Source organism: Inhella gelatinilytica, assembly GCF_016093295.1.
Lineage (GTDB): Bacteria > Pseudomonadota > Gammaproteobacteria > Burkholderiales > Burkholderiaceae_C > Inhella > Inhella gelatinilytica.
Genome location: NZ_JAEDAL010000009.1, coordinates 38,054 through 59,590, shown reverse-complemented (window position 1 = coordinate 59,590; position 21,537 = coordinate 38,054). Strand labels below are relative to the sequence as shown.

Here is a 21,537-nt window from a genome sequence, read left to right as displayed (position 1 = left end):
CCAGGGGCGTCGGACAGCGTGCAGTCACAAGCAGGCCGAGGGCATCCTTACAGATATTGCTCGTTACCCACCATGCCCAGCTTCTTCAAACCGATGCGCTGCGCCGTCGCCATCACGTGGGCAACGTGGCCGTAGTCCACCAGCTTGTGCGGCTTGATGTGCACTTCCGGCTGGTCTGCGTCTTTCGATGCGGCTTCCATGCGGGGCTCCAGCGCGGCCTTGTCCATCTGCTCACCGTTCCAGAACAGCGTGCCGTCGAAGTCGATGAAGATTTCAACAATCTTCGGCTCCTGCGGCGGCGTCGAATTCGGGTTGGGCACGGGCATGTCCAGGTTCACGGCATGCAGCTGGATGGGGATGGTGATGATCAACATCACCAGCAACACCAACATCACGTCGATCAGCGGCGTGGTGTTGACGTCCAGCATCACTTCCGGCTCGCCATCACCCGAACCACTTCCAACATTCATTCCCATGAGTTACTCCTGGCCTCAGCTGCGGCTGGGCGGCTCGGTCACGAAGCTCAGCTTCAGGATACCGATCTGCTGACAGGCAAGAATCACTTTGCCCACGGCTTCGTAGCGCGTTTTCTCGTCGCCGCGAATGTGGATCTCGGGCTGAGGATCCATCTTGGCCACGCCACGCAGGCGCTCCATCAGATCCTCTTTGCTCTTGACCAGGGCCGTGTTCCAGTAGACATCGCCATCCTTGGTCACCGCCAGCTCGATATTCTCGGGCTTGGTGACACGAATGACGTTGGTCTCCTTCGGCAGGCTCAAGTTCACCGACTGCGTGACCACCGGAATGGTGATCAAGAAGATGATCAACAGAACCAACATCACGTCCACGAGGGGCGTGGTGTTGATCGCTGAGACCACTTCGTCTTCGCCGCCGTCGGAACTACCGACGTTCATCCCCATAGTGGGTCTCCGAAGTCCGAACTTGAATTAACGCTTGCTGATTTGACGGCTGCCCATCAGGACGCCATGCAGGTCAGCAGCAAAGGCACGCACTTGGGCCATCACAGCCTTGTTGCGGCCGACCAGCCAGTTGTAGCCCAGCACCGCCGGCACGGCCACACCCAGACCGATGGCGGTCATGATCAGGGCTTCACCCACAGGGCCGGCCACTTTGTCGATCGAAGCTTGACCGGCCACACCGATGGCGGTCAGGGCTTGCAGAATCCCCCACACAGTACCGAACAGGCCGATGAAGGGGCTGGTCGAACCCACGGTCGCGAGGAAGCTCAGGCCGCCTTGCAGCTTGGAGTTCACTTCCGTCACAGCGCGGTCAACGTTCATCGTGACCCAGGTGTTGCGGTCGATGTTCTCCGTCAGGGCGCCTTCGTGGTGCTCACTGGCTTCCACGGCGGTTTGCGCGATGAAGCGGAAGGCGCTGCCTTCATTCAGCGAGCGCACGCCATCGGCCAGCGAGGCCTTCTTGAAGAAGGTGGCGCGGACTTCCTTGGCTTCGTTACCAACTTTGTAGGTGTCCCACAACTTGGTGAACATGATGAACCACGAGCCAGCGGACATGATGACCATCAGCGCCAACACCGACTTGGCCACGATGTCACCGTGCTCCAGCATGGCCTTCAGGCCATAGGGGTTGTCTTTTTCAACCTTGGCAGCATCAGCCGCCGGCGCGGCCGTGGCTTCGGTGGTTGCAGCCGGCGCCGAAGCGGCGTCTTGGGCAAAGGCAGCGGGGGCGGCAACCAGGCTCACGGCCACAGCAACAGCCGCAAACAGGGCAGAAAGACGAGAAAGCATGTAAACACTCCAAACAAGCGCCGGGCACCGGGCCCGGCATTGAGCCAAAAGCAGGGCGAAGAGCCCCAGTTGCGGTTTTCTTAGTCGGCCGGATTCACCAGGAACGGCTGCACGACTTGACCGTCGTAGGAGCCGCATTGGTATTCATCCACCGAGGCGCTGATCGCATTCACGATGGCTCGCTGGGCACGTTTGTCGCTCAGCGAACGGGTCACTTGGAACTCTTTGGCCACCACGCGTCCACCCCGCAGGGTGATGTGGACCGTGGCCTCAAAAGGCGTCGCCAAATCGGTCGTGATTTCAGGTTTGGGCATCTTGGTACAGACAACCCCAGCCTGGACCGGGCCACTGGGTTTCGCTACCGGCGCCGGGGCAACCGGCTGAGGTGGCGGCGCCGGACGCACGTCGGTCACCGGAGGCGGCGTCGACGACTGCGTTTGAATGGCCTGCGGCGGCGGCGGCGCCTGCACGCTGATTTCCGGCACCGGCACGAACGGGGGCGGCGGGGCCTTCAGATCGGGCGGCGGCGGGACAATTTTTTCTTCGGGGGGTGGCGGCTTGACCTCTTCGATCACCTTGGTTTCGATGGGGCCCTTGACGGCCTCCACCACCTTGCGAGCCAACCCTGACGCAAGCGCCCAAATCATCAGCACGTGCAACAGCACCACGATGCCGAAGCTGGTCATGCGAGAACCGGCTTGGTTCTCCTGCGCAAAATTCATGCGCACTCCTTCTTCTTCCAGTTGGCCAACACAGCGAACAGGAGCCCTGCAGCACTGGGCCTGTTGAAGCAAGCCTAGCGCGAATGCCTGAGCTCCGCACCTAGGGCGCTCCCCGAGGAGCACCCTTTCGCAAAGCCGCACATCATAGCCCTGGTGTCCATCCCCTAACCTAGGGTAAACATTGAGAACATCCAGTTACAGATCAGCTAGGGCACTTTTTCACAAGTTCTGACGCACGAACCTCACCAAAACCCCTTCGAGCAAAAAAAGGCCCCGCCAGAGCGGGGCCTTTCTGCTCAAGGATGTCGCGAGCGATTACTTGAACTGATAGCTGGCCGTTGCGAACCAAATGCGGGTGCGCGGGTCTGCAAACGAGCCCGCAAAGCCTGCCGCGTGCGAGCCATAGCTCGACGAGGCCACGAACGGCGGCTCTTCGTTGGTGACGTTGCGAGCACCCAAGGTCAGCTTCAGGTTCTTGAAGCCCCGGTAGCTCACAGCCAGGTTCCACCGGCTGGTGTTCTTGACGCTGTAAGGCTCTTCCACACCCAGGTTGGTGGCCACAACTGCGGCCGACTCCGTCCAACCCTTGGTGAAGGTGTTCTCCAGTGCCACGTTCCAGCTGCCCATGGACCAGTCGAAGCCCAGGGTGTGTTGCCACTCGGGCACCGGGGCGTTGCCGCCCAGGCTCAGACCCACGTAGTCGGTGAAAGGCGAACCCTTACCGTTTTGCTGCTCAAACTGCATGATGCGCGTGCCGGTGAAGCTCACGTTCATGCGGCCATAGTCACCCATGGCAAAGCTGGTGCGGATATCGAGGTCGAAACCCGCCGTCTTCAGCTCACCCAGGTTCTCCACCGGCGTCTCGATGTACGAGATGAAGCCCGCGGAGGTGCGCTTCACGCGGCTCTTGTACTTGGCATACAGACCCGGCTCAGCCATCAGGGTGTCGCCCGTGAGCACGCCGATCTGGTCGCGCTTCTGGATGTTCCAGTAGTCGAGGGCCAGCGTCAGGTTGCGCATCGGCTCGAAAACGATGCCGGCCGTGAACTGGCGCGTCTTCTCAGGTTTCAGGTCAGGCGCGCTGGTCAAGCGTACGTTGAACTGCGTGTTGCACAGCGGGCTGTCTGCTTGGCCGGCCGGGCAATCCGGGTCGACCTGCGGATCCGCGGTGTTGGTATTGCTGGGCGGGCTGTTCACGTCCCACAGCGTGGGTGCGCGGAAGCCGGTGCCAGCGCTGGCGCGGAACATCACTTCTTTCGAAGGCTGGAAGCGGGCGCGCAGCATCGGGTTGAAGGTCCCCCCGAAGTCGCTGTAGCGGTCGTAGCGGGCCGCAGCGGTCAGCTCGAACTCCTTGCTGAAGGGCATGGCCAGCTCGCTGAACACGGCCATGACGTTGCGGCTGGCGCTGGTGGCCGGCACCGAGCCTTCGCCACCGATGTGCTCGCCGCGCTCGTACACGCCTTGCGTCGGGCGGTCGCTCGCCTTTTCCTTGCGCAGGTCGGTACCGATGGCGAGGGCCATGGCGCCGCCGCCGAGCTGACCGATTTCCTTGCTGGCCTTGGCGTCGAAGGCCATGGTCGTGCCCTTGGACTTGCGGACCGTGCCAATGAGCTGGGCGCCGTCGAGCAGCGCCACGCCGGTGGCGTCATTCGGGCCGAAGGGGTTGACGTTGCCGGTGCGCAAGGCGGCCAGATAGGGGTCCTGAGCCAGGTAACCTTCGTAGTCCAGCTTGCCGCGGGACTGGGCCAGCGTGAACGCCGCATCGACGTCCCAGCCTGCCATCACCGTGGTGGTGCCCACCATGGCGCGGTACTGCTCATTGGTGTTGTCGCTGACGCGGTTGCCACGGTCCAGCGAGCGCGTGGCCACTTCGGTGTACTTGCGGCCGTTGCCATCGACATAGGAAACGTAGTCCGCTTCCGTGTAACCCAAGCGGGTGAGCAGGGCCAGCGGGAAGTACTTGCTGTCGATCGGCATCACCATGCGCGGGTAATTGCCGTCGGCCTGCACCTTCATGGCCGAACCGTCCAGCGGCGAGGGCGCCGCCCGGCCCGTCGTGTGGTTGCGGGCAATCGAAAGTTCGGTGAACCAGCTGGTGTCGGCATCCACCTTGAAGGTGCCGCGGGCGAACAGGTCGGTCTTGGTGCTGTCCGGCAGGTTGTCCAGCATGGCCGCGTAGATGGCGCGGCAACGCAGAGCATTGTCGACGCCATTGGGGGTCTTGCCGCCGACCTGGATCACGGTGTTGGCGGGGTCGCAGGCAGCCATGTTGGCGCCAGGATTCGCGTAAGCACCGGGGCTCACGCCAATGTCCATCAAACGGCCCGGATAGGCGCGGAACGACGTCGGGGGGATGGAGCCCGGCACTTCCGTGGCGTGGCGCCAGTACCAACCCTGCTCCGCCGCTTCCAGTCGGCTCTGTTCCTTGATGTTGGCCGTCACCAGGAGGTTGTAGCCCTCGCGGTTCAGGTCGCCCATGCCGTAGGACAGGTTGCCGCCGTGCTCTTTGCCACCCTTGGTGGCTTGCGGGTCGTAGTAGCGAACGGTCAGCTCGCCCTTTTGGTAATCCTTGCGCGTGATGAAGTTCACCACGCCGCCCACAGCGTCAGTGCCGTAAATGGCGGAGGCGCCATCACGCAGCACCTCGATGCGCTCGATGGCGCCGAAGGGAATGCTGTTCAAGTCCACCGCGACCGAGCCGCCGATGGAGCCGAAGGGGTGGCCCGCCATGCGGCGGCCATTCAGCAGCACCAGGGTGGAGTTGGCACCCAGGCCGCGCAGGTTGGCGTTCGAAGTGGCGTAGCCCGCACCCTGCGTGGAGTCCGACAACATGCCCGTCATGCCGGAGATGCGGCGCAGGATGTCTTCGACGTTGGTCGCGCCGCTCTTCTCGATCTGATCTCGGGTCACAACGGTGACCGGAAGCGCGGTTTCAGCGGCGAGGCGCTTGATCGACGAACCGGTGACGACAACGCGCTCGAGTTGCTGGTCGGCGGCTTGAGCCATGACCTGGCCGGCGGCCAGGCCGCCAAACGCAACGGCCAGGGCCGCGCAAAGACGGGTGGGATGACGCATCAAAACTCCTTGAATCGGGAAATGGTTGGGGCAAGGACGCCCCGTCCGGCGAAATCGGTTCACCGGGTGGGGGCGGATTGTTGGGGCCTGAAACCCGGCGAAACCGTCAGGGTTACCCTGTAATTGATGCGCCAGGGCAACACCCCCGCCCACCCCTCCCCATGACGAATGGCGGGGCAACCCGGGGAGTGGCACATCCTGGCAATCAGACGTGGCCCCAGGCCACCAACACGTCCCGCCCTTGCACCACCAGTTGCGCCTTGGCCCCCACGGGCAGACAGACTTTGGTGCGGGGCACGTGGCCAATCGGCAAGCCTTGCAAGATGGGCGTCTTGGTGCGCGCCTGCACCGCCGCCAGGGCATCCTTCAGTCGATAGCCGCCGTCATGGGCAGCCGGTTTCCAGCCCCCGCAATCCCCGACCAAAACGACCTTTTGCTGGTCCAAAACGCCAGCCTGCGCCAGCTGCAGCAGCATGCGTTCGACCCGATAGGGGTGCTCAGCCACCTCTTCCAAGAACAGGATGCCGCCCTTCACCTTGGGCCAGTGCGGCGTGCCCAGCAGCGAGAGCACCATGGAGAGGTTGCCGCCCCACAGCAGCCCTTCGGCCTCCAGGCCCTCATGCGGCTGAGTTCCGCGGGGCGCTCCGCTCTCCCGAAAGCCAATCGCCTCCAATTCGCCGCGCACGGCTTCCACAAAACAGGCTTCCGTGATGTCATCGACCCCACCATCGGCCGCCGCCACACCGAAGTCCGCGACAGCCAAGGGGCCGTTCCACGTCACACCGCACCCCTTGGCGTGAGCAAGCAGCCCCAGTTGCAGGGCCGTGATGTCGCTCATGCCCACCCAGCGGGTGCCCCGCGCCACCGAAGCAGCGATCTTGGGCCAGTCCAGCGCGTCCAGCAGCCGGGTCAGCCCATAGCCCCCGCGGGTGGCCAGGGCAACTTCCACTCCGCTGTCGGCCACGCGATGCAACGCGGTCAGTCGGTCCGCATCGTCACCCGCGAAGCGCTGACGGCGTGCCGTCGCTGCAGCATCAACTTCCACCTCGAACCCAAGGCCAGACAAGTACTTCTCCGCCCGGCGCAAGCCGGCGCGATCGGTCACCACCCCCGACGGACTGAATAGACACAGAGTTTGCGATGCAATGGAGGCGGTCATGGGTGTTCTTTTGAAGGTTCGAAGGGGCCATCGTGAAGCTCAATGGCCTCACCCACAGGAATGGGGGCGGCCTGGCCAGACCGCAGCGCTCGCCGCTCACGCGCCTGCGCTCGCCGCTCTGCAAAAAAGTCACGCAGCAGGCGGGCGGCAGGGTCGGCCAACACGCCACCCTCGATCTGCGTGTGGTGATTCAACAGGGGCTGAGCAAACAGGTCGACCACCGATCCGGCAGCCCCGGTCTTGGGGTCCGGTGTGGCGTAGACGATGCGGGAAAACCGCGCATGCATCAACGCCATGGCACACATGGCGCAGGGTTCAAGGGTGACGAAGAGCTCGCAATCGGGCAGCCGGTAGTTGCTCTTGAGCGCCGCGGCGTGCCGCAGTGCCACGATTTCTGCGTGCGCCGTGGGGTCGTGGGTGGTGATGGGGCGGTTGTAGCCCGTCGCCAGCACCTGCCCCTGATACAAGATGACGGCCCCCACCGGCACCTCGCCAGCCAGCCAGGCGTTCTGGGCTTGGTCCAAGGCCAGGCGCATGGCCCATTCGTCGTGGGGTCGGGTCATGGCGTCGCCGCAGCGCTGGCCCGGTCAGCCGCCTGCTGCAGCTGCCCTTGAACCTGCTGCTCCACGGCGGCCGGCAGGGCCTGCAGCGGAACGGCGGAGGCGCCGGCGGCCGCACTCGCCGCGTCGCTGGGCAACGTCACCGTCGTTTGCATTTGCTTCTTGGCCAAGCTCAACACCATGGCCGCCACCAGGACCAGGCCCAGCACACTGAAAACCGCACGCATGGGTTTCGCCTTTTGTTTGTGATTTGCGGGGGAATTGTGCCGCTGCAAGACAATGGGCCCATGGATCGCATCGCCTTTGATTACACCCGCCAAGACGCCCACGGAGACGCCGGCACCGCACAAGCTTGGGCTCAAGTGCCGGAACCTGTCAGCCCCCTACTCGCCCAAACCCTGAAGGCCGAAGCCGCCGAGTTGCTGAAGGCCAAAGGGGCGGTGCTGGTCGCGCATTACTACGTCGACGGCCATTTGCAGGATTTGGCCCTGGAAACGGGCGGTTGCGTCTCCGATTCGCTGGAGATGGCGCGCTTTGGCCGCAACCATGCGGCGCAAACGCTGGTGGTGGCCGGGGTCCGCTTCATGGGGGAGACCGCGAAGATCTTGTCACCCGAGAAGACGGTGCTGATGCCCACGCTGGAAGCGACCTGTTCGCTGGATTTGGGCTGTCCAGAGGCCGAATTTGCAGCGTTTTGTGATGCCCACCCGGATCGGACGGTGGTGGTTTACGCCAATACCAGTGCCGCGGTGAAAGCACGAGCCGATTGGATGGTCACCAGCAGTTGCGCCCTGGACATCGTGAACCACTTGAAAAGCCGGGGTGAAAAGATCCTGTGGGCCCCAGATCGTCACTTGGGGCGCTACATCCAGGAGCAAACCGGCGCTGACTTGCTGATGTGGCAGGGCGACTGCATCGTTCACAACGAGTTCAAAGGGCTGGAATTGCAGTTGCTGCGGGAGCAGTACCCCGATGCCCCGGTATTGGTCCACCCCGAGAGCCCGCGGGCCGTGGTGGATCAGGCCGATGTGGTGGGCTCCACTTCGGCCCTGATTCAAGCCGTGGTCGAAGGGCAAGCCCAGCGCTACATCGTCGCCACCGACAACGGGATCTTGCACCGCATGCGGCAACTGGCCCCGAGCAAAACCTTGATTGAAGCCCCCACAGCCGGCAATGGCGCCACCTGCAAGAGCTGCGCGCATTGCCCGTGGATGGCCATGAACAGCTTGCGCAGCCTGATCGAGTGCCTCAAACAGGGCGCCCCAGCGGTTGCCGTGGACGAGGACACGCGCATCCGGGCGGAACGCTGCATCACGCGGATGCTGGATTTCACCGCGGCGCGCAAAGCCCAGGCAGCGCTGGCCTCGGGGATGGGTGCGGCCTGATCCCCTTTCTTGGCTGTGGCGGGTATAAAGTTCTCCATTGCGGAGGAACCATGGCGAATCCAGACTTTTCTCAGATCTACAACCACCACGAGCGAGAGGTCTTTGCCGCCGTGATGGATGCGGCGGCAGACTACCCGGACGTCGCCATCTCGCAGGACTTGCTGCTGGATGTGGCTTGCGTGGCGCTGAACAGGCTGCCGCCGCGTTACATCCGCCACGCGGTCGACTTCAGTTTTTATTTAACAGAGCACGAGCGCCTGGAGATTGACCAAGGCATCATCGATGCCGTGGCCTACGCCTTTAACTTTGTGGGCGCTCGCGTTGCGATGCGCAACAAAACCAGCTGAAGTCACAGCTGCCCCGGCACGCTGTCAACCGCGTCCCATCGGCCGATGGCGCGAAACGATACGCCGCCCCCCGTGCACCTCGTGACGCCGCCGACGGGCCTCCATCGGGTCGACCGTCAAGGGGCGATACACCTCCACCCGGTCGCCGTCCCGCAGCCCATCGTGGCGTTCCGCCTTGTGCCCCCAAATCCCCACGGTCTGCTGCGGCACCCCCAAAGGCAGATGCGCCAGGGCCTGTTCAACGGTTGCACCGATCGGCAGTCGCAGGGGCAGAACCTGGACCCGACCCGGCTCTGGGCTCCACGCCAGCTCAATATTCAGCTCAACGCTTGCCATAAACCGCCTCGGCTCGCTCCACAAACCGGTCGACAAACGTAGACGCCACCTTGTCGAAAACGGGGCTCAGAACGGCTTCAAGGGCACCGCTGGAAAACGCATAGCGGAGTTCAAAATCAATCTTGCAGGCGTTCACCTCGCCAGGCAGTGCCCCCGGCCGTGACAGGGGCTTGAACAGCCAGTCACCATCTAGATGGGTGAAAGGCCCATCCACCAATTGAACCCGTACCCGTCTGTCCCCGTCGTGGGTGTTGCGGGTGGTAAAGCTGGAGCGCACCCCCGCAAACGCCAGCGCCAATCGGGCCGTCACCCCGTCCTCGTGTTGGGCCAGCACCTCAGCCCGTTCACACCAGGGCAGAAACTCCGGATACCGCTCCACGCCGATGACCAAGTCGACCATCTCTCGCGGGCTGTACCAAAGCAAAACGGATTTTTTTACGGGCTTCATAGAATGCCCTCCATTCTAGGAACCCCGCCCACGGGGTTTTTCTTTTCCCATGAGCATCATTGAAAACCGTCGCGCCCGTTTTGAATATCACCTCGAAGAGCAGTACGAGGCCGGGATGGTGCTCGAAGGGTGGGAAGTCAAAGCCATCCGCGCGGGTCAGGTTCAGCTGACCGGCGCCTACGTCGTGGTTCGCGACGGTGAGCTGTTCTTGATCGGATGTCAGATCAACCCGCTGCGCTCGGCATCGACGCACGTTCGACCGGAAGCCCAGCGCAGCAAGAAATTGCTCCTGGCCAAGCAGGAAATCCGCCGACTGATCGGGAAGACCGAGCAAAAAGGCTACACCCTCGTCCCCTTGGACTTGCACTACAAGGCGGGCCGCGTGAAGTGCCAATTCGCCCTGGGCAAGGGCAAGGCGCTGCATGACAAGCGCGAAACCGAGAAAAAACGCGACTGGGAACGAGAAAAGGGTCAGCTGATGCGACACAAGATCTCGTCCCCACGGGAGTAAACCCTAGGTTCTGGGGCGACGCCTGGCGCCTCATTGCGCGGAAGATCGAGGCTGTTGCCTTAACCCACTTCGACCGCCGTGACCGACGACGATCGCACCGTTTTTCAGCCGCGCCCTGACCCCGCGCCGGCGCCACCCACACCAGCGGCTTGGCCCACGGACACCAGTCAAGCGCTACCGAATGGCTTCCGCCTGGACGAATTTGAAATTCAGGCCAAGCTGGGCGAAGGCGGCTTCGGCATTGTTTATCGGGCCTGGGACCACTCCTTGGGCCAAGTGCGAGCCATCAAGGAGTACATGCCGGGTGCCGTCGCGCACCGAGAAGGCACCGAGGTGGTTCCGCGTTCAGAGCGGGTCAAAGAGGCCTTCGACAGCGGACTGCAGCGTTTCATTGAAGAAGCGCAGACCCTGGCACGGTTTGACCATCCTGCTCTGGTGCGGGTGCTGCGCCGTTGGGAGGCCCATGGAACGGCCTACATGGCCATGCCGCTCTATGAGGGCAGGACGCTGCGTGAGCACATCAAACAGAGCGCCGAAAAGCCGAGCGAAAGCTGGTTACTCGGTTTGCTGGCGCCGTTGACCGAGGCCATGCAAGGCGTGCACCAGAACCACTGGCTGCACCGGGACATCGCGCCCGACAACATCATGTTGCTCAAGGACAGCGGGCGGCCCTTGCTGTTGGACTTTGGTGCCGCACGCCAGGTGATTGGCGACGTGACCCAGGATCTGACTGCCATCCTGAAACCGGGTTTTGCCCCGGTCGAACAATACGGGGATGCACCGGGGCTGGGTCAGGGGCCGTGGACCGATGTTTATGCCCTGGCAGCCACCATTCATTGGGCGCTCATTGGCAAGACGCCCCCTCCCTCGGTGAGTCGGGTGCTGGTGGACAGTTATCAACCCCTGGTGCAAGCGCTGCAGGGTCAGTACAGCGCCAGGTTTTTGGGTGCTTTGGACAAAGCCCTTCGGGTGGATGCCCGGCAACGAACCCAGTCGATGGCGGAATTCCGCGCCGATTTGGGTTTGGAGGCGCCCAGTTATGCGCCCACCATGGAATTGCCGGTGGCCAACCCTTTGAGGGCCGAAACCGCAGTGGGCTCGGCGTGGGAACCCACCGCACTCCTGAAACCAGTTGGGACGGCAGCCCCTTCGTTGGCTGATGCGCCCACGCAGGTGCTGTCGCAGCCCGTCGGTGATCGCATCATGCAGACCTTGCAGGTGCCCTCCGCCGGTCGATCCCCCCCCCTGGAGAAGCAAGACGCCCCCGCAAGCTCCCCTAGCACCCGTCGAAGCCCCGTGGGGCTTGCGTTGTTGGCCGGCGGCGTGGTGCTGATCGCTGGCTTGGTGTGGGCAGTGCTGCCGCGCGGAGCCGCCCCAAACCCCAGTGCCGATCCAACCGCGCGCGTCGGCACCCAAACGGCGCCCCCCGTGGCCTCAGCCCCTGCCGCGGTGACTTTCGAATGGGAGCGGGAAGTTCAGTCTCTGCTCAGCTTGCAAGACGCGACCTTGACGCCCGTTTTTGTGGATCCTCCAACCGCACTAAGCATTCGGAAGCACGATCGATTTCGGTTCAAGGTTCGGGCGCCGCAGGCGGGTTATCTCACGCTCTTCCTGAGGGACTCCAGCGGGCAGGCCTTGCAGCTCTTTGCTGACCAATCGCCGTTGGCGGTCAAGGCGGGTCAGGTTGTGACCTTGCCTCCGCCCGGAGCCACCGACATCGAGGCGGCCGACCCGCCCGGCCCTCACGAGGTGCTGGCCATCCTCACCCGGGCGCCCCACGCCTGGGACGCCTTGGTGGAGCCCCCGCAAAATGGTGTCGCCCTGCTTCGAAACGGGGCAGAAGCCACCACAGCGCGGCGGGCATGGACATTTGCCCAACCCATTTTGGCGGGCCGCCCCTCTCAAACCTGCCCGGCCTCGGATTCCGCTTGCGGCCAATTCGGTGCCGTTCGTCTGCCGCTGGCCGTCACCCCTTGAGCAGCCTGTTCACCCAAGCTATGGTGCGGCTTTCAGAATGACCGATCTCACGAGGATCCCATGAAATCGCTCCGCTCCCTGTGCCTGGTACTCGTCGCTGCCACCCTGTCGTTTGCTGCCACGGCCCAGACGCCACCGGCCCCTGAGAAAGTCCTGAAAGCAAAAGACGTCAGTACGGACGATTTAATCGACGCACTGGCCATCCCTCCCACCGAGGCCACGGGGCTGTCGCGCGGTTTCCGCCCCGTCGCGCCGGGTCAGGCCAAAGCCAAGCCCTACGGCCCCGGCAAGGCCAATTTGTTGGTGACCTTTTTGACCAACTCCTCGCAACTGTCGCCCGAGGCGGAGGGTTTGCTCGACAAGATGGCCGCAGCCATGCAGAGCGACACGCTGGCCGGGGTAGCCTTCAAAGTGCACGGGCACGCCGATGCACGAGGAGATGAATCAGCGAACTTCCTGCTTTCCAAGGCCCGTGCGGAGGCCGTGGTGAAGTATTTGGTGGGCAAGCATGGCATCCTGGAAATGCGCTTGCATTCCGAGGGCAAGGGTTCCGCCGAACCGTTGAACAAGCAGCGTGTCGACGCCCCGGAAAACCGACGCGTGACCTTCATCAGCACCCGCGAAGCCGCTCAGGGGAACTGACATGCGGAAAAAGCCGGCCACCCGCTGGGTGGCCGGTCTGCTGTTGGTGGGCGGCTGTGTGGCCGCTGCGGGTTGGCTCTGGCGACACGTACCCTCCCCGCCCCCCGCTTCCCACCCAACCGGCGACGCCTGGCCCCTGCTGACCACGGAAGAACTGCTGGAACGCCACACCCAAGGCCATTGGGCCTGGGCCCGATGGTCCGAGTGGCCCGACGCGGTGGTCGTGCAGTTCCCCAGTCTGGAGTCGCAGGGCGCGGCACTCAACCGCCTCGCCGCCTGGAAAGAAAAGGGGGCGGCGCCCCGGGATCGATTGCTGGATGACTTGGCGCTGGCCACCCTGATCCACACCGCCGGTGACAACGCCGCCACGTTTTATGGTGGCCACGATTACCGATTGCAGGACGTTCAGGCGTTTTTCGATCACGCCCGCAAGCAGCATGTCACGCTGAATCCGGAGGAGCACCGGATTCAGGAAACGCTCCACGCACAGGGTTGGCTGCCGGTAGGGTCCTCGCCAGGGGTGCGCGCCCTCATCAGCTTCTCTGACCTTCAAGGCGACAACCCGGGTACCCAGCATGACGAAACGGTGGATGCGCTGCGTCGTGAGTCCGTGCTGCGTCACGAACTGAGCCATGCGCGGTTTTTTCTGGACGCCCAGTACCGTGAGCGCTGCCACACGTTCTGGCACCAAGCGCTCACACCGACCGAACGACAGACCATTCAATCCCGTTTGAGCGAAGCCGGTTACGACGTCGGGCAACCGGAATTGATCGTCAATGAGGCCCAAGCCCTGCTGTTTCACACGCGCGATCCGCGTGCCTTTGTGCCCCACAGTTTTGGGCTGTCGCCCGAGCGACTCAAGGCCCTGCGCGAGCAGTTCGCTCGGCAGGGGCCCTGAGTCAAGGACAGGCTGGGTCAGCGCGGGCTCAGTTGTCGCTGTTCAAACAGGTAGTCCCCGCCGCGCCCAATGGCATGAACACCGCTGTAGCCGTACTGTGGGGACTGCGGGAACTTGTTGGCCACGCGGAAGCGCACCGTCTCAAAAACATTGGCCCCCGGCTTCCAGTTCTGCAGCTTGCCCAAAGTCTGCATGAGGTGGAATGCAAACGGTGAATGCCCGCCTTCGCCGGCATCGGCCACCGGTGCGTTGCCACCTGACGACATGACCACCACCGTGCGGTCACTCAGCACCTCATTGGGGTTGACGGGGCCCGGCGTTGCACGCACGCGGGGACCGTCGACCAGACGTCCGGAATAGCAGCTGTCCGACAGAAGCGCCACTTGCCTTGCCTTGATCAAATTCAGCAAACGACCGATGTCGTTGTTGGACAACCAGGACTGGGGCGACTTGGCCGAGCTGTCCGCCAACTGCCAATAGCCGTTCTTGACCCCCGACTCCTGCGCCACGGCCTCATCGCCATGCCCGGCGTAATAAATGAGGACTTGGTCCTGCGGATTCGCCTCCATGGCCAGGCGGTTGAGCGTGGCCACCACCTGCGCCTTGGTGGGGTTGCGCAGCATCAAGGTTTCATAGCCCAGCGGCCCCTCGGCCAGCCGCGCCAGCGCTTCGGCGTCGCCGACAGCGTTTTCGAGCTGCGGAATTGACTTGTCTTCGTAATCGTTCACCCCGATCAGTACGGCGATCTTGCGTTGAATTTGCGGCAGGCTGGCGCTCACCACAGGACGCTTGGGCCCCAGCGTGGGCGCAACCCAAGCCGGCCGCACCGTGGCGGCCGCAGGGCTGACCGAGGGGGCGGGTTTGGCAGGCGGCGGCAGCCCTGCAGCCTTGCCGCCCACGGTGGGCTGGGCGTCATTGACACGCTCCTGCGCCAACTCCGCGATCAAGGCTTCGGTCACCAGGCACTTGCCGCTTTCGGCGTCTTCCCGATTGGTGCACAGGCGGTTGTCCGCCAGCTCCGGGTTCAGGCTGAGTTGCTCCAGAGCCACGCCCAATGCCTGGCGCTTCACCCGCTCGCGCTCTGTCAGCAATCCTTGAATGCTTTCCTTGCTCATGGTGGCGGTGTTCACCGAACCCGAGCCTGGAGCCGCCACTTGCGCGGGGGCCATGATCGATGCGCCCAAATCGAGAACGCCTCCATTGCTGTGCTGGTTGGGCGCGCCAATCAAGACCAAAGTGGACGTCTGCAAACGTTGGGCTTCGATGAGGGGCGGCTCGGCGGGGCCGCCCACCGCCGTGACGGTGAGGGCTTGCGCATTGCCGGGGGCTTGGCTAAAGGTGTAGTTCGCTGCTGTCAGGCCCGATCCCGTGATGGCAAAACTGCCCGCCACCGAGAGCACGCTGTCCGGCGACGCCGCCGCAGGGCTGGTGAACTTCACAGTGCCCACCGCGGCGGTCGCTTGGGTCTCTCCCGCCACCCAACCCTGAACCAACCCTGCGAACGCGCCTGCGGCCTGCCCCACCGTGCGAGAGGCAGGTTCAGCCACATAAACCAGCGTCGCCGGCAAGATCGTGCCGGTCAGGGTGGGCAGGACCATTTGGTAGTTGCCGGCTTCCTTGCCCTGCAGGCTCAGACCTTGCAAGGTCACGGACTTGCCATTGCCCACATTCTTATCGCCGAACTGTGCCAACGCTGTACCCGCCACAGTGACGGTGTCTCCACCCAACGGGGCCACCGTGGCCTGCCCCGTCAAAGGCGCCGACGTCGACGCGTCGTACACCTTGGTCTGAACCGTCAGCCCACCCACAGCCAGCGGCGCCGGCGTGATGGTGGCCTGAAGGGTGGTCGGTGCGATCGGGGTGTAGTTCCCAGCATCGACCCCGGACAGGGAAAGTCCGGTGACCGTGACGAGCTTGCCCACGCCAACGTTCTTGTCGCTGAACTGGCCCGTTGGCGTGCCCGTGAGGTTCACGATGTCAGCGCCCAGCGCGGTGAAGCTGGGCGTGCCCGTGAGTTGCGCCACCGTCGTGGCGTCATACACCTTATTCTGCGCCGTCAGACCCGTCACGCTCAGCGGCGCGGGGGTGATGCTCGCCGTCAGGCTCGTGGGCGCAATGGCTGTGTAGTTGCCCGCGTCGCTTCCACCGAGGGCCAGCCCCTGCAGCGTCACCGTCTTGTTCACCCCCACGTTCTTGTCACTGAACTGTCCGGTCAGGCTGCCCGTGAGGGTCACGTTGTCACTGCCCAGCGCCGTAAAACTGGCCGTGCCCTAACACCCCGCTGGCGCTGCCCACAACGCTGACCGTGTCACCGCCCAGCGGACTGACCGCCGCGCTGCCCGTGACCGTCGCCACCGTCGTGGCGTCGTACACCTTGTCTTGCGCTGTCAGACCCGTCACCGTGAGTGCAGCGGGTGTGATGTTGGCCTGCAAGCCCGTCGGGCTGAGGACCGTGTAGTTCCCAGCGTCCGCACCTGTCAGGTTCAAGCCACTGACCGTCACCGCTTTGCCCGTGCCCACGTTCTTGTCGCTGAACTGCGCCACCGCGCAGCCACAGAGACTCACCTCATCGTTGCCCAGCGGGTTGACCTGGGCGTTGCCGCTCAGTTGCGCACCCGTCGTGCCGTCATACACCTTGGACTGAGCCACCAATCCCGTCACCACCAAGGAGGCCGTTGTGATCGAGGCCTGGAGCGCCCCCGAAGCCACTGGGACATAGTTCCCTGCATCCGGCCCCGACAGACTCAAGCCCACCAGGGTCACGCTCTTGTTCGTTCCAACGTTCTTGTCCGCAAACTGACCCGTCAGCCCCCCCGTCAAAGTCACGTTGTCATTGGCCAGGGGACTGAAGCCCGGCGTGCCGCTCAACGGGGCGGCTGTCGTGGCGTCGTACACCTTGTCGAGCGCAACGAGCCCCGTGATCACCAGTGGGGCGGGCGTGATGCTGGCACTCAGGCTGGGCAGAACCAGTGTGTAGTTGCCGCCATCCACGCCGGAGAGACCCAGGCCCGAAACCGTCACCCCCTTGCTAACCCCGGCATTTTTGTCGCCAAAGTTTCCTGTAGCGGTGCCGGTGACGATCACGCTGTCACTGCCCAAGGGGGCCACGACCGGGGACCCCGTCACGCCGGCCACCGTAGTGCTGTTGTAAACCCTGTCTGCGGCGACAAGCCCCGTCACCAGCAGCGGTGCCGGTGAAATGTTGCCCGTCAGGCTCGGCATCGTCAGGGTGTAGTTCCCCGCATCGGGTCCGGTGAGACTGAGCCCTGAAAGGGAAATCGGCTTGCTTGTGCCCGCCTGGCGGGTGGCGAATTGCGCCGACACGGTGCCCAGCAGTCCCACATCGTCGGACCCCAAGGGCGTGACTTGCGCGGCTCCGGAAACCGACGCACTGAGTGTTGTGTCATAGACCTTGCTTTGTCCGGTCAACCCCGTGACCACTAAGGGGGCCGGCATGACGCTGGCCTGCAGATGGGTGGGCGCCACGACGGTGTAATTGGCCGCATCCGCACCCGTCAAACTCAGCCCTTGAACCGACACGGCCTTGTTGACGCCGACGTTCTTGTCATCAAAGAGTGCGGAATAGCCCGTCACCACAGCCACCGTATCGGCACCCAAGGGACTGACGGTCGCCGTACCCACCAACTGCGCCACCCGCGTGGCGTCGTAGGTTTTGTTTTGAACGATGAGCCCTCCGACCACCAGCGGAGCCGGCGTGATGCTTGCCTGCAAGCTGGTGGGCACGATGGCCGTGTAGTTGGCCGCATCAGCCCCCCCCAAAGTCAGCCCGGTCACCGTCACCGGCTTGTTCGTCCCGACGTTCTTGTCCGCGAACTGGCCGGCCTGGCCACTGACCGTGACCGAGTCGCTGCCCAAGGTCGTGAAGGTCGGCGTGCCCACGAGGGGGGCACTCACGGACGCGTCGTACACCTTGCTCTGCGCCGTCAAGCCCCCGATGGGCAGCGGCGCTGGCGTGATGCTGGCGGTCAAACTCGGCGCGCTCAGCGCGTAGTTGCCCGCGTCGGCGCCGGTCAAACTCAAGCCCGAAATGGCGACGGTTTTTGATGAGCCCACGTTCTTGTTGGAGAAGGCCCCGGCCGCTGTGCCCACCAAGCCCACCGCATCCGATCCCAGGGGGCTGACGACCGGTGTGCCTACGAGGGTCGCACTCGCTGACGCGTCGTACACCTTGCTCTGCGCCGTCAAGCCCCCGATGGGCAGCGGCGCTGGCGTGATGCTGGCGGTCAAACTCGGCACGCTCAGCGCATAGTTGCCCGCGTCGGCGCCGGTCAAACTCAAACCGGAAATGGCGACGGTTTTTGATGAGCCCACGTTCTTGTTGGAGAAGGCCCCGGCCGCTGTGCCCACCAAGCCCACCACATCCGATCCCAGGGGGCTGACGGCCGCCGTGCCCACCAGCTGGGCCGTGGCGGTGGTGTCGTAGACGCGGTTCTGAGCGCTCAAGCCGGTCACAAGCAACGGCGCTTTGGTGATGCTGGCTTGCAAGCCACTGGGCGCAATGAGGGTGTAATTCCCTGCGTCGGTACCCGTGAGGCTGAGGCCGCTGACGGTAACTGCCTTGTTGGTCCCCACGTTTTTGTCGCTGAACTGGCCGGAATAGCCCGAAGCCACGGAGACCACGTCACTGCCCAGAGCAATCACCGTTGGCGTGCCCGACAGCGAAGCCGACACACCCGCGTCGTACACCTTGTTAAGGGCACTCAAGCCCGCCACGCTCAAGGAGGCTGGCGTGATGGTCGCGGTCACCGAGGCCGGAACGACGTTGTAGCCGTAGACCGGTTGCCCACCCGCGTCGACCGCGGTTAGCCCCGAAATTTGAATCGTGGCCGCACGGGCCGCCCCAGCCTGCTTGTTCACGAAGGACGCGCTGGACCCCGTAAAGCTCAGGGTGTCGCCACTCAGCCCTGTGACGGTGACGCCACTGGCACTGGCGGCGGTCGTGCTGTCGTAGACCTTGTTGGCCACGGAGCCACTGACCACAGCATCCATGGATTGGCTGAACCAAAAACCATTGCCAAAACCCGACACCGCGGCCGGCGAGTAGGTCCCCGCGCCGTAGCGCCGGTAGGCATGGGTCAAGCCATTGGGATTGAACTGGCGCTGGCCCGAAGTGTAGACCGCGCTGTCCCGTGGGTCCACGCCAATCAGTGTCCACTGGGTAATCGCCGAACCGAAAAGCCCCGACCCGACCTGGTTGTCAATGCGCTCCGCCCCGCCCCCGTTGAACCCCATGACCGCAGCCTGCGCCGTCGGCCCGGAAGACGAAGCCGAGATCGACATCAGGCTGAAGATCCCGTCGAACGCCACCAGACTGTTCCCGCCGATCTGCGTCGAAGACCCCAGGAACTGGTGCGAGTTCGCCATCAGCCGGATGTCATCACCGCCCAGGAGTTGGCTCCAATTCCAAATGACGTCGGAGGCCCGAATCACCACACTGCGGGTGTCCGGTGCCTGGTTGTCATGCGCGATGTTGACTTGATTGAACTCGATCCCGCCACTGTCGGCCTCGATGCGTAGACGCGCCACGCTCAAGTTGTTGATATTGAACGAACCATCCGTGCCGTTGATTTGGATCGCCGGTTGGTTGGTCGCATCAGTCCACCCTTGAATCCGGACCTCGCCTACCCGGGTCGCCTCCAGGCTGGTACCCCCGCTGGAACTCAGCTGAACCCCCATGCCACTGCCCCCGGTGGCCTTGCCATCAATCGTGAGTGCGGCCGTGCTGGCATAACTGCCAGGCTCGTTCAATGAGAAAAACGAGTTGTCGGCATACACGCCAAACAAGGTCCCCTCGCCCCGCAGGGTCAAACCCGTGCGGGCGTTCAGTGTCGCGCCGTGTACGTACACGCCTTTGCCACTGAGCGCCTTGCCCTGAATCTCGATGCTCTGCCCCTCATAAGTGCCGCCCTGCAGATCCACGCCATGTGAGCCGAAACCGTTGTGGCCCTTCATCTTCAAGGCCCCACCCGAGGTCAGGTCGGCGTTGTCGATCCAAATCGACGGGAACCCGTCGCCGCTGCCCGGTGCCGCGCCTGAGAGCGAGCCACCGAGGGTGATGTCCCCCTGCGTGTTGATGGTCGTACGGGAATTGAGCTGAATGCCCCCTTGCCCCCCGCGCCCGGCCTGCAGACTCACATGCAAGGTGCTGTCGCTGGAGATGGACGAGCCCGTGTCGAATTGCACGTTGCGATCGGCAATCAGGTTCAGCGTCACGGCGCTGTTGAGCGCGTTGACGCTGAGGTTGGCACCGCGCCAAAAAATATCCCCGTCGCCCGTTCCCGGCGCGGTCGTGATGGTGACGTTCTGGCCAGCGACCAGAGCGCTGGCAATGGTGTCGGTGGTGATTTGGGAAGGCGAGCTGCTGGGTGAGAACAGGCCCGCCGAACCCACCACATTGATGTCCGGGCCCGTACGGGTCACGATTTCAATGCTGAACGGATCCAGCAGCCATTGCCCTGCCTGGCCCTTGACGGCCAGCGTGTTGATGGCGCGCGGTCGCGCATCCAACCAGCCCCCTGAGGTTTCGATGAAGCCTCCGTTACCCCCTTGGGCACCGCCCTGAGCGCTGAGGGACCCGTACGCGCGTGTCGCGTTGTCGCTCCACAGGATGACGCGACCGCCATCGCCCAGCCGGGTGGCGTCGGCGCGCAGCTGGGCGTCGGCCCCGAAAAACACTGCGCGCGCATTGGTCCACCGTGCATCCTGCCCTTGCAGGCCACCGCCAACCAGGATCTCGCCGCCCCCCGTGGCGCCACTGGCGTCCACGACCGAGGTCCCGAGAAGGCCAACTTCTTTGCCGAGTAACCGAACCTGACCGCCCAACCCTTCAGTGCCCTGCGCCGAGATGCGGCCTTCCTGAAGCAAGGTGCCGCCCGCAGCGTCCACCGTCACGGTGCCGCCCTGGGCGCCATCGGCTTTCAGTTCCCCGAGCTGGCGAACGGCTGCCGCGGCAATGTCGATGCGCCCCTCGCCCGCCTCAATCAGCCCGCTGTTGAACACCTCGCCTGCGGCCAGCGGCACGCGAATCCGGATGTTGGGGGTGCTGCTATCAAACAGTTCCACCTGACGCCCCGCGGCGAGCACCGCCTGCCCCCCCGGGGTCTGGATGTGGCCTTCGTTGCGGACTTCCGTGGCCACCAACGCCACCTGTCCACCATGGGCACTGTGCAGCAGGCCCTGGTTCACGATGCCGCCCGCCGCCAAGGTGTTGTCGCCGCCCAAACGCAGACGCCCCGCGGTGAAGTCGGCATCCGCCACCGACAGGGTGGTGGCCACCAGCCCAGCCACATCCACCCGCGCATTGGCACCGAACAAGATGCCACTGGGGTTTTGCAACCACACCTGGCCATTGCTGGTCAGGTCGCCCAGGATGTAGGAGGGGTCCCGGCCCACCACACGATTCAAAACTTTGCTCGAAGCGCTTTGCTGCTGGAAGTGAACTTTGGCCCCTGCACTGATCGAGAACCGATCCCAGTTCAAGATGGCGTTGGGGGTGTTGGTGACGGTCATGCTGGAGCCCTGCTGACTCACCACGGCCGACCCCTGAACCACCTTCAGTCCCGAGGGCAGGGTTTGGGCCTGCGACACGGGCAAACTGATGACCGCGCTGGCCACCAAGGCCTGCGCCAGCGGGCGCAGCAAGAAGCCGGGACGGCAAAGGCGTTGTGCGTTGGACTTCATATCAACT

The 21,537-nt window shown here is 63.9% G+C and carries 18 protein-coding genes; 6 read left to right on the top strand and 12 right to left on the bottom strand.

Annotated elements, in window-relative coordinates; translation table 11 throughout:
* Positions 1-47 precede the first annotated feature (47 nt).
* The 8 genes from I7X43_RS14665 to I7X43_RS14630 form a co-directional block, all read right to left on the bottom strand.
* Positions 48-476, bottom strand: coding sequence for an ExbD/TolR family protein (locus tag I7X43_RS14665; RefSeq protein WP_198101701.1), 429 nt, complete (start codon positions 474-476; stop codon positions 48-50).
* Positions 477-491: 15 nt separating this feature from the next.
* The gene (locus I7X43_RS14660; protein ID WP_198101700.1) at positions 492-920 is read right to left on the bottom strand and encodes an ExbD/TolR family protein; all 429 of its coding nucleotides are present in this window, start codon (positions 918-920) and stop codon (positions 492-494) included.
* Positions 921-947: 27 nt separating this feature from the next.
* On the bottom strand, positions 948-1,769 hold the full coding sequence (locus tag I7X43_RS14655) for a MotA/TolQ/ExbB proton channel family protein (protein ID WP_198101699.1): 822 nt from the start codon (positions 1,767-1,769) through the stop codon (positions 948-950).
* 80 nt (positions 1,770-1,849) lie between these two features.
* Positions 1,850-2,491 (bottom strand): hypothetical protein, encoded by a 642-nt coding sequence (locus I7X43_RS14650; RefSeq protein WP_198101698.1) that lies wholly within the window; start codon positions 2,489-2,491, stop codon positions 1,850-1,852.
* A 315-nt stretch (positions 2,492-2,806) separates the two neighbouring features.
* Positions 2,807-5,566 (bottom strand): TonB-dependent receptor plug domain-containing protein, encoded by a 2,760-nt coding sequence (locus I7X43_RS14645; RefSeq protein ID WP_198101697.1) that lies wholly within the window; start codon positions 5,564-5,566, stop codon positions 2,807-2,809.
* Positions 5,567-5,771: 205 nt separating this feature from the next.
* The gene (locus I7X43_RS14640; protein ID WP_198101696.1) at positions 5,772-6,725 is read right to left on the bottom strand and encodes an LD-carboxypeptidase; all 954 of its coding nucleotides are present in this window, start codon (positions 6,723-6,725) and stop codon (positions 5,772-5,774) included.
* The gene (tadA, locus tag I7X43_RS14635; protein ID WP_198101695.1) at positions 6,722-7,288 is read right to left on the bottom strand and encodes a tRNA adenosine(34) deaminase TadA; all 567 of its coding nucleotides are present in this window, start codon (positions 7,286-7,288) and stop codon (positions 6,722-6,724) included. Before tadA ends, I7X43_RS14640 begins: the two co-directional genes overlap by 4 nt.
* A complete protein-coding gene (locus I7X43_RS14630; protein WP_375140398.1) occupies positions 7,285-7,614 on the bottom strand; it encodes a hypothetical protein in 330 nt (109 codons plus the stop codon). The genes tadA and I7X43_RS14630 overlap by 4 nt, the downstream gene beginning before the upstream one ends.
* On the opposite strand from I7X43_RS14630, the gene nadA reads away from it, so the two are divergent.
* Both nadA and I7X43_RS14620 read left to right on the top strand, forming a co-directional pair.
* The gene (nadA, locus tag I7X43_RS14625; RefSeq protein ID WP_198101693.1) at positions 7,573-8,670 is read left to right on the top strand and encodes a quinolinate synthase NadA; all 1,098 of its coding nucleotides are present in this window, start codon (positions 7,573-7,575) and stop codon (positions 8,668-8,670) included. The two genes, I7X43_RS14630 and nadA, sit on opposite strands and share 42 nt — an antisense overlap.
* Positions 8,671-8,720: 50 nt before the next feature.
* Positions 8,721-9,017: a late competence development ComFB family protein gene (locus I7X43_RS14620; protein ID WP_198101692.1), complete on the top strand. Its 297-nt coding sequence runs from the start codon at positions 8,721-8,723 to the stop codon at positions 9,015-9,017.
* A gap of 24 nt (positions 9,018-9,041) precedes the next feature.
* Here the strand turns inward: I7X43_RS14620 and I7X43_RS14615 are convergent, their stop codons facing one another.
* Together I7X43_RS14615 and I7X43_RS14610 are read right to left on the bottom strand one after the other, a co-directional pair.
* Positions 9,042-9,353, bottom strand: a complete 312-nt coding sequence (locus I7X43_RS14615; RefSeq protein WP_198101691.1) for an RnfH family protein — start codon at positions 9,351-9,353, stop codon at positions 9,042-9,044.
* On the bottom strand, positions 9,340-9,801 hold the full coding sequence (locus I7X43_RS14610) for a type II toxin-antitoxin system RatA family toxin (RefSeq protein ID WP_198101690.1): 462 nt from the start codon (positions 9,799-9,801) through the stop codon (positions 9,340-9,342). The genes I7X43_RS14615 and I7X43_RS14610 overlap by 14 nt, the downstream gene beginning before the upstream one ends.
* A gap of 49 nt (positions 9,802-9,850) precedes the next feature.
* On the opposite strand from I7X43_RS14610, the gene smpB reads away from it, so the two are divergent.
* From smpB to I7X43_RS14590, 4 genes are all read left to right on the top strand, one after another.
* Positions 9,851-10,312 (top strand): SsrA-binding protein SmpB, encoded by a 462-nt coding sequence (gene smpB / locus I7X43_RS14605; protein ID WP_198101689.1) that lies wholly within the window; start codon positions 9,851-9,853, stop codon positions 10,310-10,312.
* 78 nt (positions 10,313-10,390) lie between these two features.
* Positions 10,391-12,289 (top strand): serine/threonine-protein kinase, encoded by a 1,899-nt coding sequence (locus tag I7X43_RS14600; protein ID WP_198101688.1) that lies wholly within the window; start codon positions 10,391-10,393, stop codon positions 12,287-12,289.
* 60 nt (positions 12,290-12,349) lie between these two features.
* Complete coding sequence (locus tag I7X43_RS14595) at positions 12,350-12,931, top strand: OmpA family protein (protein WP_198101687.1); 582 nt, start codon at positions 12,350-12,352, stop codon at positions 12,929-12,931.
* Between the two features lies 1 nt (position 12,932).
* Positions 12,933-13,829, top strand: a complete 897-nt coding sequence (locus tag I7X43_RS14590) for a hypothetical protein (RefSeq protein ID WP_198101686.1) — start codon at positions 12,933-12,935, stop codon at positions 13,827-13,829.
* Positions 13,830-13,846: 17 nt separating this feature from the next.
* On the opposite strand, the gene I7X43_RS16515 is transcribed toward I7X43_RS14590, so the two are convergent.
* A complete protein-coding gene (locus I7X43_RS16515; RefSeq protein WP_198101685.1) occupies positions 13,847-16,063 on the bottom strand; it encodes a YDG domain-containing protein in 2,217 nt (738 codons plus the stop codon).
* Between the two features lie 4 nt (positions 16,064-16,067).
* Positions 16,068-21,530, bottom strand: a complete 5,463-nt coding sequence (locus I7X43_RS14580; RefSeq protein ID WP_198101684.1) for a YDG domain-containing protein — start codon at positions 21,528-21,530, stop codon at positions 16,068-16,070.
* Positions 21,531-21,537 lie beyond the last annotated feature (7 nt).

Bases quoted from the DNA above. Each gene is read 5' to 3' on its own strand.
- I7X43_RS14665 (WP_198101701.1), bottom strand. From the start codon at position 476: ATGGGAATGAATGTTGGAAGTGGTTCGGGTGATGGCGAGCCGGAAGTG.
- I7X43_RS14660 (WP_198101700.1), bottom strand. From the start codon at position 920: ATGGGGATGAACGTCGGTAGTTCCGACGGCGGCGAAGACGAAGTGGTC.
- I7X43_RS14655 (WP_198101699.1), bottom strand. From the start codon at position 1,769: ATGCTTTCTCGTCTTTCTGCCCTGTTTGCGGCTGTTGCTGTGGCCGTG.
- I7X43_RS14650 (WP_198101698.1), bottom strand. From the start codon at position 2,491: ATGAATTTTGCGCAGGAGAACCAAGCCGGTTCTCGCATGACCAGCTTC.
- I7X43_RS14645 (WP_198101697.1), bottom strand. From the start codon at position 5,566: ATGCGTCATCCCACCCGTCTTTGCGCGGCCCTGGCCGTTGCGTTTGGC.
- I7X43_RS14640 (WP_198101696.1), bottom strand. From the start codon at position 6,725: ATGACCGCCTCCATTGCATCGCAAACTCTGTGTCTATTCAGTCCGTCG.
- tadA (WP_198101695.1), bottom strand. From the start codon at position 7,288: ATGACCCGACCCCACGACGAATGGGCCATGCGCCTGGCCTTGGACCAA.
- nadA (WP_198101693.1), top strand. From the start codon at position 7,573: ATGGATCGCATCGCCTTTGATTACACCCGCCAAGACGCCCACGGAGAC.
- I7X43_RS14620 (WP_198101692.1), top strand. From the start codon at position 8,721: ATGGCGAATCCAGACTTTTCTCAGATCTACAACCACCACGAGCGAGAG.
- I7X43_RS14615 (WP_198101691.1), bottom strand. From the start codon at position 9,353: ATGGCAAGCGTTGAGCTGAATATTGAGCTGGCGTGGAGCCCAGAGCCG.
- I7X43_RS14610 (WP_198101690.1), bottom strand. From the start codon at position 9,801: ATGAAGCCCGTAAAAAAATCCGTTTTGCTTTGGTACAGCCCGCGAGAG.
- smpB (WP_198101689.1), top strand. From the start codon at position 9,851: ATGAGCATCATTGAAAACCGTCGCGCCCGTTTTGAATATCACCTCGAA.
- I7X43_RS14595 (WP_198101687.1), top strand. From the start codon at position 12,350: ATGAAATCGCTCCGCTCCCTGTGCCTGGTACTCGTCGCTGCCACCCTG.
- I7X43_RS14590 (WP_198101686.1), top strand. From the start codon at position 12,933: ATGCGGAAAAAGCCGGCCACCCGCTGGGTGGCCGGTCTGCTGTTGGTG.
- I7X43_RS14580 (WP_198101684.1), bottom strand. From the start codon at position 21,530: ATGAAGTCCAACGCACAACGCCTTTGCCGTCCCGGCTTCTTGCTGCGC.